General features: G+C 53.5%; 12 protein-coding genes. 5 read left to right on the plus strand and 7 right to left on the minus strand.

Annotated features, from left to right (window positions below; genetic code table 11):
• Positions 1–5 precede the first annotated feature (5 nt).
• Entirely contained in the window at positions 6–218 is a 213-nt protein-coding gene (locus tag IR141_RS06755; RefSeq protein ID WP_135035000.1) for a hypothetical protein, read from the minus strand.
• Positions 193–435: an RNA-binding S4 domain-containing protein gene (locus IR141_RS06760; RefSeq protein ID WP_135035003.1), complete on the minus strand. Its 243-nt coding sequence runs from the start codon at positions 433–435 to the stop codon at positions 193–195. Before IR141_RS06760 ends, IR141_RS06755 begins: the two co-directional genes overlap by 26 nt.
• 330 nt (positions 436–765) lie before the next feature.
• Between IR141_RS06760 and IR141_RS06765 the strand changes: the two genes are divergently transcribed.
• A complete protein-coding gene (locus IR141_RS06765) occupies positions 766–2,274 on the plus strand; it encodes a catalase (protein WP_135035005.1) in 1,509 nt (502 codons plus the stop codon).
• Positions 2,275–2,902: 628 nt separating this feature from the next.
• Here IR141_RS06765 and rng read toward each other — a convergent pair.
• From rng to IR141_RS06785, 4 genes are all read right to left on the minus strand, one after another.
• Positions 2,903–4,399, minus strand: coding sequence for a ribonuclease G (gene rng / locus IR141_RS06770; RefSeq protein WP_135035008.1), 1,497 nt, complete (start codon positions 4,397–4,399; stop codon positions 2,903–2,905).
• Between the two features lie 177 nt (positions 4,400–4,576).
• A complete protein-coding gene (gene ccsB, locus IR141_RS06775; RefSeq protein ID WP_135035014.1) occupies positions 4,577–5,773 on the minus strand; it encodes a c-type cytochrome biogenesis protein CcsB in 1,197 nt (398 codons plus the stop codon).
• A gap of 71 nt (positions 5,774–5,844) precedes the next feature.
• Entirely contained in the window at positions 5,845–7,800 is a 1,956-nt protein-coding gene (locus tag IR141_RS06780; RefSeq protein WP_167743092.1) for a cytochrome c biogenesis protein ResB, read from the minus strand.
• A 560-nt stretch (positions 7,801–8,360) separates the two neighbouring features.
• A complete protein-coding gene (locus IR141_RS06785) occupies positions 8,361–8,984 on the minus strand; it encodes a cytochrome c (protein WP_135035020.1) in 624 nt (207 codons plus the stop codon).
• A gap of 141 nt (positions 8,985–9,125) precedes the next feature.
• On the opposite strand from IR141_RS06785, the gene yihA reads away from it, so the two are divergent.
• The 4 genes from yihA to IR141_RS06805 all read left to right on the plus strand — a co-directional run bounded on the left by yihA (position 9,126) and on the right by IR141_RS06805 (position 10,944).
• Positions 9,126–9,746: a ribosome biogenesis GTP-binding protein YihA/YsxC gene (gene yihA / locus IR141_RS06790; protein ID WP_135035023.1), complete on the plus strand. Its 621-nt coding sequence runs from the start codon at positions 9,126–9,128 to the stop codon at positions 9,744–9,746.
• 124 nt (positions 9,747–9,870) lie between these two features.
• Positions 9,871–10,431, plus strand: coding sequence for a DNA-3-methyladenine glycosylase I (locus IR141_RS06795; protein ID WP_135035026.1), 561 nt, complete (start codon positions 9,871–9,873; stop codon positions 10,429–10,431).
• 163 nt (positions 10,432–10,594) lie between these two features.
• Entirely contained in the window at positions 10,595–10,768 is a 174-nt protein-coding gene (locus IR141_RS06800) for a hypothetical protein (RefSeq protein WP_167743088.1), read from the plus strand.
• Positions 10,769–10,797: 29 nt separating this feature from the next.
• Positions 10,798–10,944, plus strand: a complete 147-nt coding sequence (locus IR141_RS06805) for a hypothetical protein (RefSeq protein WP_167743090.1) — start codon at positions 10,798–10,800, stop codon at positions 10,942–10,944.
• A 172-nt stretch (positions 10,945–11,116) separates the two neighbouring features.
• On the opposite strand, the gene dnaE is transcribed toward IR141_RS06805, so the two are convergent.
• Positions 11,117–14,551 (minus strand): DNA polymerase III subunit alpha, encoded by a 3,435-nt coding sequence (gene dnaE, locus IR141_RS06810; RefSeq protein ID WP_135035030.1) that lies wholly within the window; start codon positions 14,549–14,551, stop codon positions 11,117–11,119.
• Positions 14,552–14,945: the final 394 nt, after the last annotated feature.

The following is a 14,945-nucleotide window of genomic DNA, read 5'->3' on the forward strand; positions in this document are numbered from 1 at the left end:
GCCTTTCAGACGGCCTTATCCCCGCCGCCCGCTTTTTCGGCGGCTTCTTCGGCAAGCTGCGCCTGCCATTGCTGCTGCTGCGCATCGTAGGCGGCTTTTTGGTGCCAATAAACCGTTTGGATGCACGCATCGCCGCAATCGCTGCCGCAGCATTCCCATGCTTCGGGGCGCACGGGCTCGGGCAGCAGGTTTTCAGGTTTCAGTTTGTTCGGGGTCATGGCCGTTTTCGATTTCTAACACCGCGCCGTTAAATTCAATCACTTCGCCGCCGCGTATTTTGGCGGTTTTGCGGGTTTCGGTTTTGCCGTTGCGCAACACCTCTCCGCCGGCAATCGCCGCTTTGGCTTGGCCGCCGCTATTGGTTAAGCCGGCCAGTTTGAGCAGATCGCATAAGGCGATGTATTCGTGGTTTTCCAGATAGATAGTGGCGTGCATACTGATTCGGATAAATAAAAATATTATTCTACGTTAAAATAGCATATTGTACCCGGTTTTAATAACGGCTATCGATTTTTGGTTTTTGATTTAAAATTACTAAAATTAATGAGATTGATAGTTGTGAAAGGAAAGCTGTTTAGGTATAGTTGCCCCATTGCTTCATCAGCAGGCAATAATATAACGGGAGCTTTATTTCGGGCGCAGGCTGCCGGAAGCAGGCTTTCCACACAAACACCCGGATACCGCACATCAGGATTTTGTTGTTTCGGCCGGTATCGGCGAAATCAACATTATATCAACTGCCAAACTTATCCAAAAGGAACAACCATGAGTAAATGCCCTGTAACCCATTTGACCCGCAGCAACGGCGCCCCTGTTTCCGACAATCAAAACAGTCTCACTGCAGGCCCGCGCGGTCCGTTGTTGGCTCAAGATTTGTGGCTCAATGAAAAATTGGCCGATTTTGCGCGTGAAGTTATCCCCGAGCGCCGTATGCATGCCAAAGGCAGCGGCGCATTCGGTACTTTCACCGTAACCAACGACATCACTAAATATACCCGTGCCGCCATTTTCAGCAAAGTGGGTAAAAAAACCGAAATGTTCGCCCGCTTCACCACGGTTGCCGGCGAGCGTGGCGCAGCTGATGCCGAGCGCGACATCCGCGGCTTTGCGTTGAAATTCTACACCGAAGAGGGCAACTGGGATATGGTGGGCAATAACACCCCAGTGTTTTTCCTGCGCGACCCCCGCAAGTTTCCCGATTTGAACAAAGCCGTTAAGCGTGATCCGCGCACCAATATGCGCAGTGCCACCAACAACTGGGATTTTTGGACACTGCTGCCCGAGGCTTTCCACCAAGTAACCATCGTGATGAGCGACCGCGGTATTCCGAAATCTTACCGCCATATGCACGGTTTTGGTTCGCATACCTACAGCTTCTGGAACGAAGCCGGCGAGCGTTTCTGGGTGAAATTCCACTTCCGCACCCAGCAAGGCATTGAAAACCTTTCTAACGAAGAGGCCGAAAAAATCATCGGCCAGGATCGTGAAAGCCATCAGAAAGATTTATACGAAGCCATCGAGCGCGGCGATTTTCCGAAATGGAAAATGTATGTGCAGATTATGCCCGAAGCCGATGCAGAAAAAGTGCCCTACCATCCGTTTGATTTGACTAAAGTATGGCCGAAGGGTGATTACCCGCTGATCGAAGTGGGTGAGTTCGAGCTGAACCGCAACCCCGAAAATTTCTTTGCCGATGTAGAGCAGTCTGCTTTCGCACCGAGCAACCTGGTTCCCGGTATCAGCGTATCGCCCGATAAAATGCTGCAGGCGCGCCTGTTTAACTATGCCGATGCACAACGCTACCGCTTGGGCGTGAACCGCAACCAGATTCCGGTAAACGCACCGCGCTGCCCCGTGCACAGCAATGCCCGCGACGGCTACGGACGAGTAGACGGCAACTACGGCAGCACCATTGCCTACGAACCCAACAGTTTCCAACAATGGCAGGAGCAGCCCCAATATGCCGAGCCGCCCCTGAAAATCAACGGCGATGCCGCCCATTGGAACTTCCGCGAAGACGATGCCGATTATTTCAGCCAGCCCCGCGCGCTGTTTAACCTGATGAGCAGCGAGCAGAAAGAAACGCTGTTTAAAAACACAGCCGCAGGCATGGGCGATGCGCCGGATTTCATCAAATACCGCCATATCCGCAACTGCGTGAAATGCGATCCTGCTTACGGTGAAGGTGTGGCCAAAGCCTTAGGCTTGACCGTGGCTGATGCCGAAGCCGCCCGCGCAAACGATCCTGCATTGGGTCAGCCGGGATTGCTGTAATGTGGTTGGAAATCGGCGAGTTGTTGGCTGAAACCGTTAGCCGTTACCGCAAACGTTAAGACAACAACCCGCGTTTAAACAGGCCGTCTGAAAATGTTTTCAGACGGCCTTAAATCTTTTTTATTGCCGCAGGGCTTGACCCGGTTGTTTGAATCCCGAAAACAGCAATATCTTGAATCCGTTTTATTGCCGGTATAAGCCAGCAGACAGTATAGACAGTACGGCTCGGGTTCTGTTGCCGCTTGGTTTGCTGAACAAATCGTTTTCTTTGAGCTAAGGGGCGGCAACCCGCATTTAACAACAGGCCGTCTGAAAATGTTTTTCAGACGGCCTTAAATCTTTGCTATTGCCGCAGGGCTTGCCCCTAGTGTTTGAATCCCAAAAAAACAGCCATATCTTGAATCTGCGTTATTTGGGTGTGAGGCCGTAAGCTGTAAGCAGTAAGTATAAGTATCGCAATCCCATTTTAAAATAATGATTGCGTTATGCAGTCTTGCACGCTGATATGGTTTGCGGCCGGCCGTCTGAAATTTATCGTGGGAATGGGCTGCAGCGTGGCGGGTTGGCTGCAGCAGTTTCCATTTAATCCGTTTAATCTGCCGTGCCGCAGGAGCAGGGGCGGGTTCGGTTACATCAGCACGATATCGTATTGTTCCTGCGTGTAGGCCGTTTCCACTGCCAGCGAAATCGGTTTGCCGATAAAGTCGATCAGCATCGCCAGCGATTGTGATTCTTCATCGAGAAACAGGTCGATAACGTTGGGCGCGGCGAGAATTCGGAATTCTTTGGCATCGTAGCGGCGGGCTTCGCGCACGATTTCGCGCTGGATTTCGTAGCACACGGTTTGCGGGGTTTTCAGACGGCCTCTGCCTTGGCATGAGGGGCAGGGTTCGCACAGAATGTGGCTGAGGTTTTCACGGGTGCGTTTGCGGGTCAGCTCTACCAGGCCGAGGCTGGTGAAGCCGTTGAGGGTAACGCGGGTGCGGTCGAAGCTTAGGGCTTTGGCTAACTCCTGCAATACGGCTTCGCGGTGGGTGTCGTGCGCCATATCGATGAAGTCGATGATGATGATGCCGCCGAGGTTGCGCAGACGCAGTTCGCGGGCGATGGTGTGGCAGGCTTCGAGATTGGTACGGAAGATGGTTTCATCGAAATTGCGGGTGCCCACGAAACCGCCGGTGTTCACATCGATGGTGGTCATGGCTTCGGTGGCTTCGATAATCAGATAGCTGCCGAAATTGAGATTGACGCGCGGCTGCAGGGCGCGGTTGATTTCCTGTTCGACATTGTGGCTTTCAAACAATGGCCGCTCGCCTTGAAACAGGCGGATTTTTCCGGCGGCGCCCGGCACATAAAGCTCGGCAAATTCCTGTATGCGCTGGTGGTTTTCTTTGGAATCGACCAGGATTTCCCGGGTGTTGTCGCTGAACATATCGCGCAACACGCGCAGGCTCAGGGGCAGATCCTGATAAAGCAGGGTTTCGGGAGGACGGGTTTTGGCCTGATGCCGGATGTTTTCCCACACTTTGGTGAGGTAGCCGATATCGGCCGAAAGCTCGGCATCGCTGGCATTTTCGGCACTGGTGCGGATAATGTAGCCCTGCCCGGTGCCGTGTTCCGGCAGCAGGCCGGCCAGGCGGCGGCGCAGGATGTTGCGCTCTTCTTCGTCTTCGATGCGTTGAGAAATGCCGATATGGTCTTCTTGCGGCAGATGCACCAAAAAACGCCCGGCCAGCGAAATCTGCGTGGAAAGGCGCGCGCCTTTGGTGTTGATGGGGTCTTTAATCACCTGCACCAGCACCGATTGGCCTTCAAACAGCATATGCTCGATACGCTGGGTTTCATCGGGGTTGCGGCGCTGTTCGAGCACATCGACAATATGCAGAAATGCCGCCCGCTCCAAGCCGATGTCGATAAACGCGCTCTGCATGCCGGGCAGTACGCGGCGGACCACGCCCAAATAGATGTTGCCCACCAGGCCGTGGCCGCTGTTGCGTTCGATATGCAGCTCGCAGATATTGTTTTCTTCCAGCACCGCCACGCGCGTTTCCTGAGGAGTGATGTTGACCAGCACGGTTTCGGGCGGGCGTACCGTGTCTTTGGGCAGGGGGATACCGTTTAACATAAATAACCCTTTAAAATATAAAAATACTTTTGCAATCGGTTTTCGGGGGAAAGCCGATTGCAAAAGTGTTTTCAGGTTTTGGGTAAGGGTAAATGATACGCTAAAGGCATGGTTTAAGCAAAAAGCCACAGGCCGTCTGAACACAGTTTCAGACGGCCTGAAGTGCAATGGCTGCCGTTACAGGGTGCCGTAGGAGTGCAGCCCGCTGAGAAACATATTCACGCCCACGAATGCAAAGGCGGTGATAAACAGGCCGATAACCGCCCACCATGCCAGCACTTTGCCGCGCCAGCCCGCTACCAGCCGCATATGCAGCCACACGGCGTAGTTGAGCCACACGATAAACGCCCAGGTTTCTTTAGGATCCCAGCTCCAGTAACGCCCCCAGGCATCGGCGGCCCACAGCGCGCCGAGTATGGTGGCAATGGTGAAAAACAGAAAGCCGACAGCGATGGCTTTATACATCACTTCTTCGATGGTTTGCGAATCGGGCAGCCAGGATTTTTTGCCGGCGTTTTCATTGCGGAGGGCCATCAGTTCGGCAATGCCGAGCATGGCGGAAATGCAGAATGCGCCGTAGCCGATAAAGTTGGCAGGCACATGGATTTTCATCCACCACGATTGCAGCGCGGGAATCAGCGGCTGGATGGTGTGCGCTTCGCGCGACAGGCTGTACCACAACACAAACACCACCACGGCAGCCATAAACGAGAGTACGAAGCCGCCGAGTTTCTGCACGGCGAATCTGCTTTCGTAATAGAGATACATCAAAGCGGTAATCACCAAAAACAGAATAAACACTTCATAAAGGTTGGAAACGGGGATGTGGCCGGCATCGGGGCGCAGCAGGTAGCTTTCGTGCCAGCGCACCAGCAGGCCGATGAAGCCTGCCAGCGCAGAAACCCAGGTGAGCACGGTGCCGATACCCAACAGCGTGTTGGTGGCGGTTTGCCGCCGGTGTGCGGTAAATGCGCCGGCGATGTAGCAAAACAGAGCCAGAAACACGGTGGCACACTGCCACATTACTGCCGACTGGCTGCTGAGAAAATATTTCAGCAAAAAGCGGTCGGCGTGGGCGATGTTGCCGCCGTAAAGCTGCATGGCTCCGTAGGACGATAGCAGGGAGGCTGCGGTAAACCAGCGCAGCGGTTTGAAAAACCAGCCCAGTAGCACGGCTGCGGCGGCGCAGAACCACAAAATCGCCACTTCGTAAGCATCCATGCGGTGGCTGATCTGAAGTTGTGCAAACACTGCGGTTAGGGCTGCTGCCAAAGCAAACAGCCAGTCCCAAATGTTGAGGCGGCGCAAAAAAGATTTGTGGGCCAGCAGGGCGTGTCCGGATAGTTTTTCGGTGTTGTTGATGGTTTGGTTCATGGTGTGTCAAGCCTCAAGCGGTATTGCTCAGACGGCCGGCAGGGCAGCGGCCGTCTGAATAATGCTCCGTATCAATCGGTGTGTTTCAAATCGGCGGCCAGGGTTTCGAGGGCGGCCGCGTGTTTGGGAAACTCTTTCTGTAAATCGCGTTCGTTGCGCGAGGACGACATCGAAAAGCGTATGCCGTCTTTATCGAATAATACCCATGCGCGCTTTTCGCGGATGTAAAACATAAATACCGTGCCCAAAACCAGCAGCACCGAGCCGAGATAAACCAGCGATGCACCGGGTGCGCGGGTCATCTGCAGGCCGGAGGAGCGCACTTCTTTATAGCCGTCCAGCTGCAGCAGCACGGGGGCGGGGTATTCGGTGAGGCCGGTGTAGGCATCCATGCTGTTGAGCAGGAAGCGGTTGCGCGCTGCGCCGGGCTGCCATTCGGGCAGTTGGTAGGTTTTAATGGTGTCGTCAAGCAGAACATTCATCGCGCTATAGAGCATTTGGTAGAAAAAGCCTTGCATTTTTTCCTGTTCGGCAGGCGGGATGCTGTTTTCGAGATGGTCGTTCAGTGCCAAATAGCCGCCTTTGGCGAAAATCGCCAGCGTGTTTTCGGCGGCTTGGCTGAATACTTTGCGTATGTTTTCGGGAGCTGCGGCGGAGGAAGCCGCAATCACGCGTTTGCGCACTTCTGGGTTGCCCAAATGCTCGCGCAGGGCCATGAAGGTGTTGATGCTGCCGCTGCCGTCCATTGGAATGCGCAGCCAGCGGTATTGCTGCTCCAGGCCTGAGCGCGTGCCGGTGATGTAGAAATAGTCTTCTTCCTGCTTCACCGGCAGCATATAGTTTTTGTATTCAACGGCCTGCCCTGCCTTGTCGCGGATACGGTACACGATAGAGGGGCCGATGTTGGTGAATTTTTTATCCTGTTTTACGCTGCGCACATCATTGACGGCCGTCTGAAAGCTCGGTTTGCCTTTTTCCCGGGGGGCACTCATGTCTTCTACATTTAACGCTGTGAATTGGTCGAATTCCAAGCGGTATTGCTCGTTGCCCAGGTTGAGCGGGAAGGCATTCATCGATACGGCATCCATTTGGGCCGGCGTGCGGCTGCGGCTGCCGAGATTCCAAACCTTGAATTTCAAGTTGGAACCGCCATCGGCAAAGCTGGCCTGATAGATGGTGATGCCGTCAATTGTGAGCGGGTGGTTGACGCGTATGGTTTTTTCGGTTTTGCCGCCGCCGGCTTTGCCGGTTATCACCAAATCGCTGGCAAAGTCTTTGGGCATACCGGTGTCGTAAAAGTCGATATGGAATTTTTTCAATTCAACGCTGAAGGGCAAATCCTGCACCAGCATACCTTTGTCGGCATTTAAAAACACCACGTCGGCGCTTTGGCCTTCGGTGATGTTTACATTGCCGCGAAACGAAATATTGCCGCTGCCCAAAATGCTTTCGGGTTGGAAATCTTTGGCAAACACAGAGTGGTTGTCCGGCACGATTTTGCCGGTGATGATGCCGGCTTTGAGCAGCAGGTTGCTGTCTATCAGGCCGCCCAAGCAGATAACGATGATGGAGGCGTGGGCGAAAATATAGCCCCATTTGTTTATTGCTCCTTTTTTTGCCGCCACCAGCACCGAGCCGTCTTCACGCTCGGCGGTTCTGCTGCTGAAACCCTGCACGTTTAAATAGCGTGCGGCGGTTTCGGGGGAAAGCCCGCTGCCGATCAGCGCGGTATGCTTCATTGCTGCCAGCGATTTTTTGCCTGCATGGATGCGGAACGACTTCATTTCGCGAACAAACGGCGGAATGTTGCGCCACAGGCACAGGCCGGTTGAAAGTACCAGAAAAATCATAATCAGCACGAACCAGGCCGAGGCATACACATCGTATAACCCCAAAAAGCCGAAGATTTCCGACCAAAACGGGCCGAATTTCACCACATAGTCGGTAGGCTGCTGGTTTTGCTGCAATACGGTGCCGATAACCGATGCCACGCCCAAAAGGCTGAGCAGGGCAACGGCAAAGCGCATGGAGCTTAAAAAAGCAAACCACGGCCTGCGGATGAGCGGGGTGGAAGAGCGGGGTTTTGCCATAAGGTTATCATGTTGATTATCAGGGTTTGATGCCCGGAAAGTGCCGCACCTGTGCCTGAGGCCGTCTGAAACCGGTGAGGGCAGATAAAAACAGGGTGGGGCATTTCCTTGCAACAGGTCGGGGTATATTTTGTTTAAACCAAGGATTGTGTGCCGGCTTTATGTTGCGGTCGGAAAAGCCGCCGTATTTTACAATAATGCGGCAGTAAAAATTTTATTTTCTCGGCAATGTCGGTTATGGCACCGGGAAAAGTTTGTCGGGCCGCTGCAATCATGGTCATTCCCGCCCGCCGCACCGGCAGTGTCTCAAGTGTTTGCATGCTGTTTGTCAAATGTGGGTTTGCGGCCGTCTGAAGCAGCGTAAAACCCAAAAGTTTGGTGTCGCAGCCCGAAAAACAATGCACAGATGCCTTGTGCAGGCAGCCGCTGCGTCAAACAGGCAACCAAAGGCCGTCTGAATATTCTTCAGACGGCCTTTGGCCGGCGGCAGCCCTTAATCAATGCAGGCCTTGAATAAAGTTGGCTACTGCATTGAGCTCTTCATCAGACATCCGTGCCGCTATATCGGCCATGATGGCATTGCTGCGCTGGCCGGATTGGTATGCCTTCATTTGGGTAACAATATAATCTTTGTGCTGGCCTCCCAGGCGCGGATAGGCGGCAATATCGGAACCACCCCCGGGAATGCCCGCCCCGTTGGGGCCGTGGCAGGCCATGCAGGCGGGGATTTTTTTATCTGCCAATCCGCCGCGGAAAATTTTGGCACCCAATTCAGGGTTGTCTTTCGGATTGGCCTCGCCCGGTTTGGGAAACTGCGCGGCATAAAAAGCCGACACATCGCGCATATCCTGCTCCGACAAAGCTGCAACCATCGGAGCCATCGCCGCCGAAGCACCTGTTGTGCGCTTGCCTTCTTTGATGGCTTTGGTTTGCACAAACAGATAATGGGCGTGTTGTGCCGACAGTTTAGGATACATGGCAATACCGCTGTTGCCGTCGGCAGCGTGGCAGGCTGCGCAGATATTGGTTGCGATTTCTTTGCCTTTGGCAAGATCTGCCTTCGGCGCCGCCGTTACCGCACCTGCGGCCAAAGCCAGCGCCAACAAGGTCAAACGTTTCATGGAGTGCTCCTGAATAATGGCACAGCGGCGTGCGCCGCCCCAGCCCTTTACGATACTCAATACGGGTGTGCTGCCACCCGACCAAACCGATAAATTCTTAATCGTGGTATTCTATACCAAATTCACACAATTTTACCAGTTATGAACCTATTTCAAAACGCAAAATTCTTCACCACGGTCAATCATTTGAAAGATTTGCCCGCAACGCCTGCCGAAATTGCTTTTGCAGGCCGCAGCAATGCGGGCAAATCCAGCGCCATCAACACGCTGACCAACCATGTGCGGCTGGCTTATGTGTCGAAAACGCCCGGCCGCACCCAGCATATTAATTTTTTCGAGCTGGCAAACGGTGGTTTTATGGTGGATTTGCCGGGCTACGGTTATGCCCAAGTGCCCGAAGCCGTGCGCGCGCATTGGGTGGAGCTGCTGGGGGATTACCTGCAGCAGCGCAGGCAGCTTATCGGCCTGGTGCTGATTATGGATGCCCGCCACCCGCTCAAAGCCTTGGATATCCGGATGCTGGACTTCTTCCACACCACTGGCCGGCCGGTGCATATTTTACTTTCGAAAGCCGATAAATTATCCAAAAACGACCAAATCAAAACTTTGAGCGCAGTCAAGAAAATGCTCCAACCATATGCACAGCGCCAGCAGATTAGCGTCCAGCTTTTTTCGAGCTTGAAAAAGCAGGGCGTGGACGAGGTGAACGAAGTGGTAGGCGCATGGTTTTGCAAAGAGGCTCGGACAGAAGGGGGCGGCTGAGGCGGCTGATTTGTGCGTTTTACGGCACTTGGCTGGCCGGCATCCAAATTGGTGTCGGTTTTCCGCTAGCTTGTGTTTGCGGGCACTGTGTATCCGTTATCGATAACAGAAAGGCCGTCTGAAAATGAATTATTGCGAATTTTGCAATGCGCTACCCGAGAGCAGCGTGAATCCCAATAGGGTTTACCATGCCGAAGCCTACGGTTTTCCGATTGAAAGCGACAACGAGCTGTTTGGGCGGCTGGTGTTGGAAATCAATCAGGCGGGGCTGAGCTGGACGACCATTTTAAACAAGCAGGCGGCTTTTCAGACGGCCTATTCGGGTTTCGATATCGCCTCGGTTGCAGCCTACACCGAAACCGACCGCAAACGTTTGCTCGCCGATGCCGGCATTGTCCGCAACCGTTTGAAAATCAACGCGGTCATTGACAACGCACAGCAGATTTTGTGTTTGCAGCAGGAATACGGTTCGTTTAAAAACTGGCTCGATGCCCACCATCCGCTGCCTTTGGCACAATGGGTGAAGCTGTTCAAACGGCATTTCAAATTTGTCGGCAGCGAGATTGTGAACGAGTTTCTGATGAGTACGGGCTATCTGAAGGGTGCGCATGCCGAGGATTGCCCGGTTTATGATAAGATATTGGCGCAAAAGCCGAAATGGGCGCAGAATCCGGACCATGTTTAACCGTGCTTTAATTATCTGCACCTGCAGCGCTTTTACCCGCCAATCCGGTTTGATGGTGTGTACGGCCACTCTCCCGATTTTTTATTGCGCCTTGCCGCTGTCCTAGCCGGTGTGTTTGTTTTTTTGCGGGTGTATTCTGTACAGGCAGCGTTGCCGTGCGGGTATGCGATTTGAGGCCGGCGAAGTGCAGGCGGGCTTGGCGGCAGTGTTCGGTGTGGCACCGATGTCGCCGTTTATGGGTATACTTTCGGACACTCTCGGGCACAAGGTGTTTATTGTCCGCTCGATGCCGTTTCCCGGCATACCTGCCTCGCTGCTGGCAATAGCGGAAAGATGATGTTTTACTGCTTTTTGCAAGGCTTGGCAGTGCTGGAGATTATTGTTGTGTTGATTGCTTATATCGGTGAAGAGTTTGGCCGCAAAACGATGGCGCGGCGGATATTGCTTTATGTGGCCGACACGGTGTTGGGCGGTTTTCCGGGCCGGTTCTTGCTCAGCCATTTGAGCAAGTAGGCTGGCGTGCGGTGTTTTATGTGATGACAGCACTGAGTTTTGCGGGAGCTGTTTGTGTGGCAGAGGTTGCTTCCATGCAGCTTGTGTCTAAACCGCATTTTCAGACGGTCTTGCTGCGCTCTAGGAATATTTTTACTGGTGTTTGTGTTGCTCGGTTTCTGTTTCGGAGTTTCTACCAGTTTACCCTGACCGCGCGGGGGCCCAGCAGGTTTTCCAGTGCATCGAAGAGCTCTGCCCCCGGCGTTACCGCCCATTTCGGAGCAGGGCGTAATTCGCCGTATGCGGTATCGTTGCTGTAGGCGAGACGTAGCGGGATGTGGGCGGTGTCGGGCAGGTGGTGGGCGGCTAAGAGCTCTGCTAACTGCGCGATGTTGTGGTGTGGGGCCAGGTGCAGGCTCAGGCTGCGGGCATAGCGTTCGCGGGCGGTTTGCAGCGTCATCACTTGGTTGGCAATGATGCGCAGGGTGTCGCCGCCGTTGTAGTCGTCGCGGCTGATTTTGCATTCCATAATCAACACTTGGTCGGCTTTCAGACGGCCTGCGTTTTCTTCCAGCACTTGCCCGGTTACCATCACTTCGATTTGCGCGCTTTGGTCTTCGAGCGTTACGAAAGTGATTTTGCCGCGCTTGCCCATCATGGTGCGCACGGCGGTGGCAAAGCCGGCCACGCGTGTGTTGTCTTGCGGTTTCAGACGGCCCAGGCGGGTGGGTGCGATTTGGCGCACTTCTTGGGCATAAGGGCCGAAGGGGTGGCCGGAAAGGTAAAAGCCGATAACGGTTTTTTCTTCAGCGAGTTTTTCTGATTCGCTCCATGCGGGGGTGTCGGCCAGCTCGATGGCGGCGATGGCGTCTTCCATCATGTCGAACAGCCCGCCTTGGTTGGCGTTGGCGGCTTTTTGCTCGGCGTGGTTCATGGCCAGGTCGATATTGGCCAGCAGCATGGCTCGGTTTGGTTCGATGCTGTCGAATGCGCCGCCGCGTATCAGGGCTTCGAGGGTGCGGCGGTTGATGTGTTCTTTGCTAACGCGTTCGCAAAAATCGAGCAGGCCGCTGAAGCCGCCGCCTTGCCTGCGGGCTTCGATAATCGAGGCTACCGCGCTTTCGCCTGTGCCTTTGATGGCGCCGAGGGCATAGCGGATTTGTTTTTGGCTGTTCGGCGTAAACAGATAGTCGGATTGGTTGATGTCGGGCGGCAGAAAGCTGATGCCGTTGGCGCGGGCATCGTCATAAAAATGTTTGAGCTGGTCGGTGTTGTCTAGCTCGCTTGACATGGTGGCGGCCATAAATTCGGCAGGATAGTGCGCTTTGAGCCAGGCGGTTTGGTAGGAAATCAGCGCGTAGGCAGCAGCGTGGGATTTGTTGAAGCCGTAGCCTGCGAATTTTTCCATATAGTCGAAAATTTCATTGGCTTTTTGGCGCGGGATGTTTTTTTCTTCTGCGCCTTTGGCGAAAATCTCGCGGTGTTCGGCCATTTCTTCGGGCTTTTTCTTGCCCATGGCACGGCGCAGCAGGTCGGCACCGCCCAGTGAGTAGCCGCCGATTATTTGGGCGGCCTGCATCACCTGCTCCTGATATACCATAATGCCGTAGGTGGGCTCCAGCACAGGCTCGAGCAGTGGGTGGATATATTCGAAGGCCTGCCCTTTCATGCGCGCTACAAAATCGGGAATGTTGTCCATCGGGCCGGGGCGGTAGAGCGACACAAATGCAATCAGTTCTTCAAATTTGGTGGTGTGTGCCGTTTTCAGCATTTTTTTCATGCCCGTTGATTCAAACTGAAATACGGCGGTGGTGTTGGCATCGCGGAAAATCTGATAGGCAGCCTGGTCATCGAGCGCGATATTGTGGACATTCACGCTTTCACCGGTGGTGTTTCTGATGTTTTCCTGCGCCATTTCGATAATGGTGAGGTTGCGCAAGCCGAGAAAGTCGAATTTTACCAGTCCAATATCTTCCACGTCGCCTTTGTCATACATCGACACCGGCGAAGCAGATTCTTCGGCTTGGTAAACCGGGCTGAAATCGGAAATTTTGCCCGGTGCAATCAATACGCCGCCGGCGTGCATGCCGAGACCGCGGGTGAGGTCTTCCAGTTTTTTGGCTAAATCAATGAGCTCGCCTGCGTCTTCGTTTTCAATCAGCTGCTTGATTTCCGGCTCCATTTCCATAGCCCTGTCCAGGCTTACGGGGCGGTTGGTTTCGAGCGGAATCAGCTTCGAGAGGCGGTCGCACAGGCCGAAGGGCAGTTCCAGCACGCGCCCCACATCGCGAATCACTGCTTTTGAAGACATGGTGCCGAAGGTAACAATCTGACTCACCGCCTCTGCGCCGTATTTTTCGCGTACATATTCAATCACCCTGCCGCGGTTGCTTTGGCAGAAATCAATATCGAAGTCGGGCATAGACACGCGTTCGGGGTTGAGGAAACGCTCAAACAGCAGCGCGTATTTCAACGGATCGAGATCGGTGATTTTCAATGCGTAGGCCACCAGTGAACCTGCACCCGAACCGCGCCCCGGCCCCACTGGGCAGCCGTTGTTTTTTGCCCAGTTGATAAAGTCCTGCACGATAAGAAAATAGCCCGAAAACCCCATTTGAATGATGATTTTCAGCTCAAAATCCAAACGCGCCCGGTATTCGGGCATTTTTTCGGCACGCTCCGCCTCATCGGGGTAAAGCTGAAGCATACGTTCCCGCAAGCCCTCGTTGGAAAGCTGCACCAAATAATCTTCCAGCGATATGCCGTTGGGTGTGGGAAACAGCGGCAGGAAATTTTTGCCCAGCGTGAGTGTGAGATTACAGCGTTTGGCGATTTCCACCGTGTTTTGCAGGGCTTCCGGCAGATCGGCAAACCGTTCTGCCATCACTTCGGGCGGTACAAAAAACTGACTGGGCGAAAATTCGTGCGGGCGTTTTGGGTCTGCCAATACCCAGCCGCCGGCAATGCATATCCGTGCTTCGTGCGCCTGAAAATCTTCGCCGTTTAAAAACTGTACCGGGTGGGTTGCCACAATAGGCAGATCAAGTTCGCCGGCAATTTTCACACTGCCCGCCACCGCAATCTCCCATTTAGGCTGTTCGGGCAGTCGTTGCAATTCCAAATAAAATGCATTCGGAAACCAGGCTACATATTTCTGTGCGGCCTCCCTCGCCGCTTCGGGGCGGCCGTCCATAAAATGCACACCCACCTCGCCGTAATGCGCACCCGATAAGCAGATCAAGCCGGCATTGCTGCCCGCAGCCAACCATTCCTGACGCAGCTGAGCATAATCAGGGTTACGGTCTTCGCCTACATAGGCAGCCGTGAGCAGCTCGCTCAAACGCCGGTAGCCTTCATCATTTTGTGCAATCAAAACCGCCCTGAAAGGTTTGCCGTCTGCATCGGGGTTCTCAACCCAAACATCGGCTGCCATCACAGGCTTAATGCCTGCACTGCGGCAGGCTTTATAAAACTTCACCAAGCCGAAAGTGTTCATCAAATCACTGATTCCCAATGCAGGAATGCCGTTGGCTGCAGCTTTTTTGACAACATCTTTAATACGTACCGTTCCATCAGTAATGGAAAACTCGGTATGCAGGCGCAGGGGGATGTAAATAGGCTCGGTCATGGAGATGGATAATAATAGGGAAAACCAAAGATATTGTAGCAGGTTTGTTTGATTAGCTGGGTCGGCATTGTTTCAGTGTTTTATCTCAGTGTTTCAAAAATATTTTATAGGCCGTCTGAAAGCGGTTTTTTCGGGTTGAGAGTGTTGTTTTTTGAGGGGGGTGTTGGATAAAGTGGGGGTGTATTGAATAAAATATTCAAGTAAAACATTTTGTTGTAATTTTGTTGTATTGATTTTTTGTATATTGTGTTGACGGTTGGAGTTGGGGTTGTGTATAGTTCGCTTTCTGCTCCGGTGTCGGAGCTGTTCTTTAACAACACAGATTACCGATAAGTGTGGGTGCCTTAGGCCCTGCACTGCGTAGAGACAGACAAGGAACAGACTTGTCGGTTTC

It is taken from the genome of Neisseria sp. 19428wB4_WF04, assembly GCF_015235335.1.
In the GTDB taxonomy this organism is placed as follows: domain Bacteria; phylum Pseudomonadota; class Gammaproteobacteria; order Burkholderiales; family Neisseriaceae; genus Neisseria; species Neisseria musculi.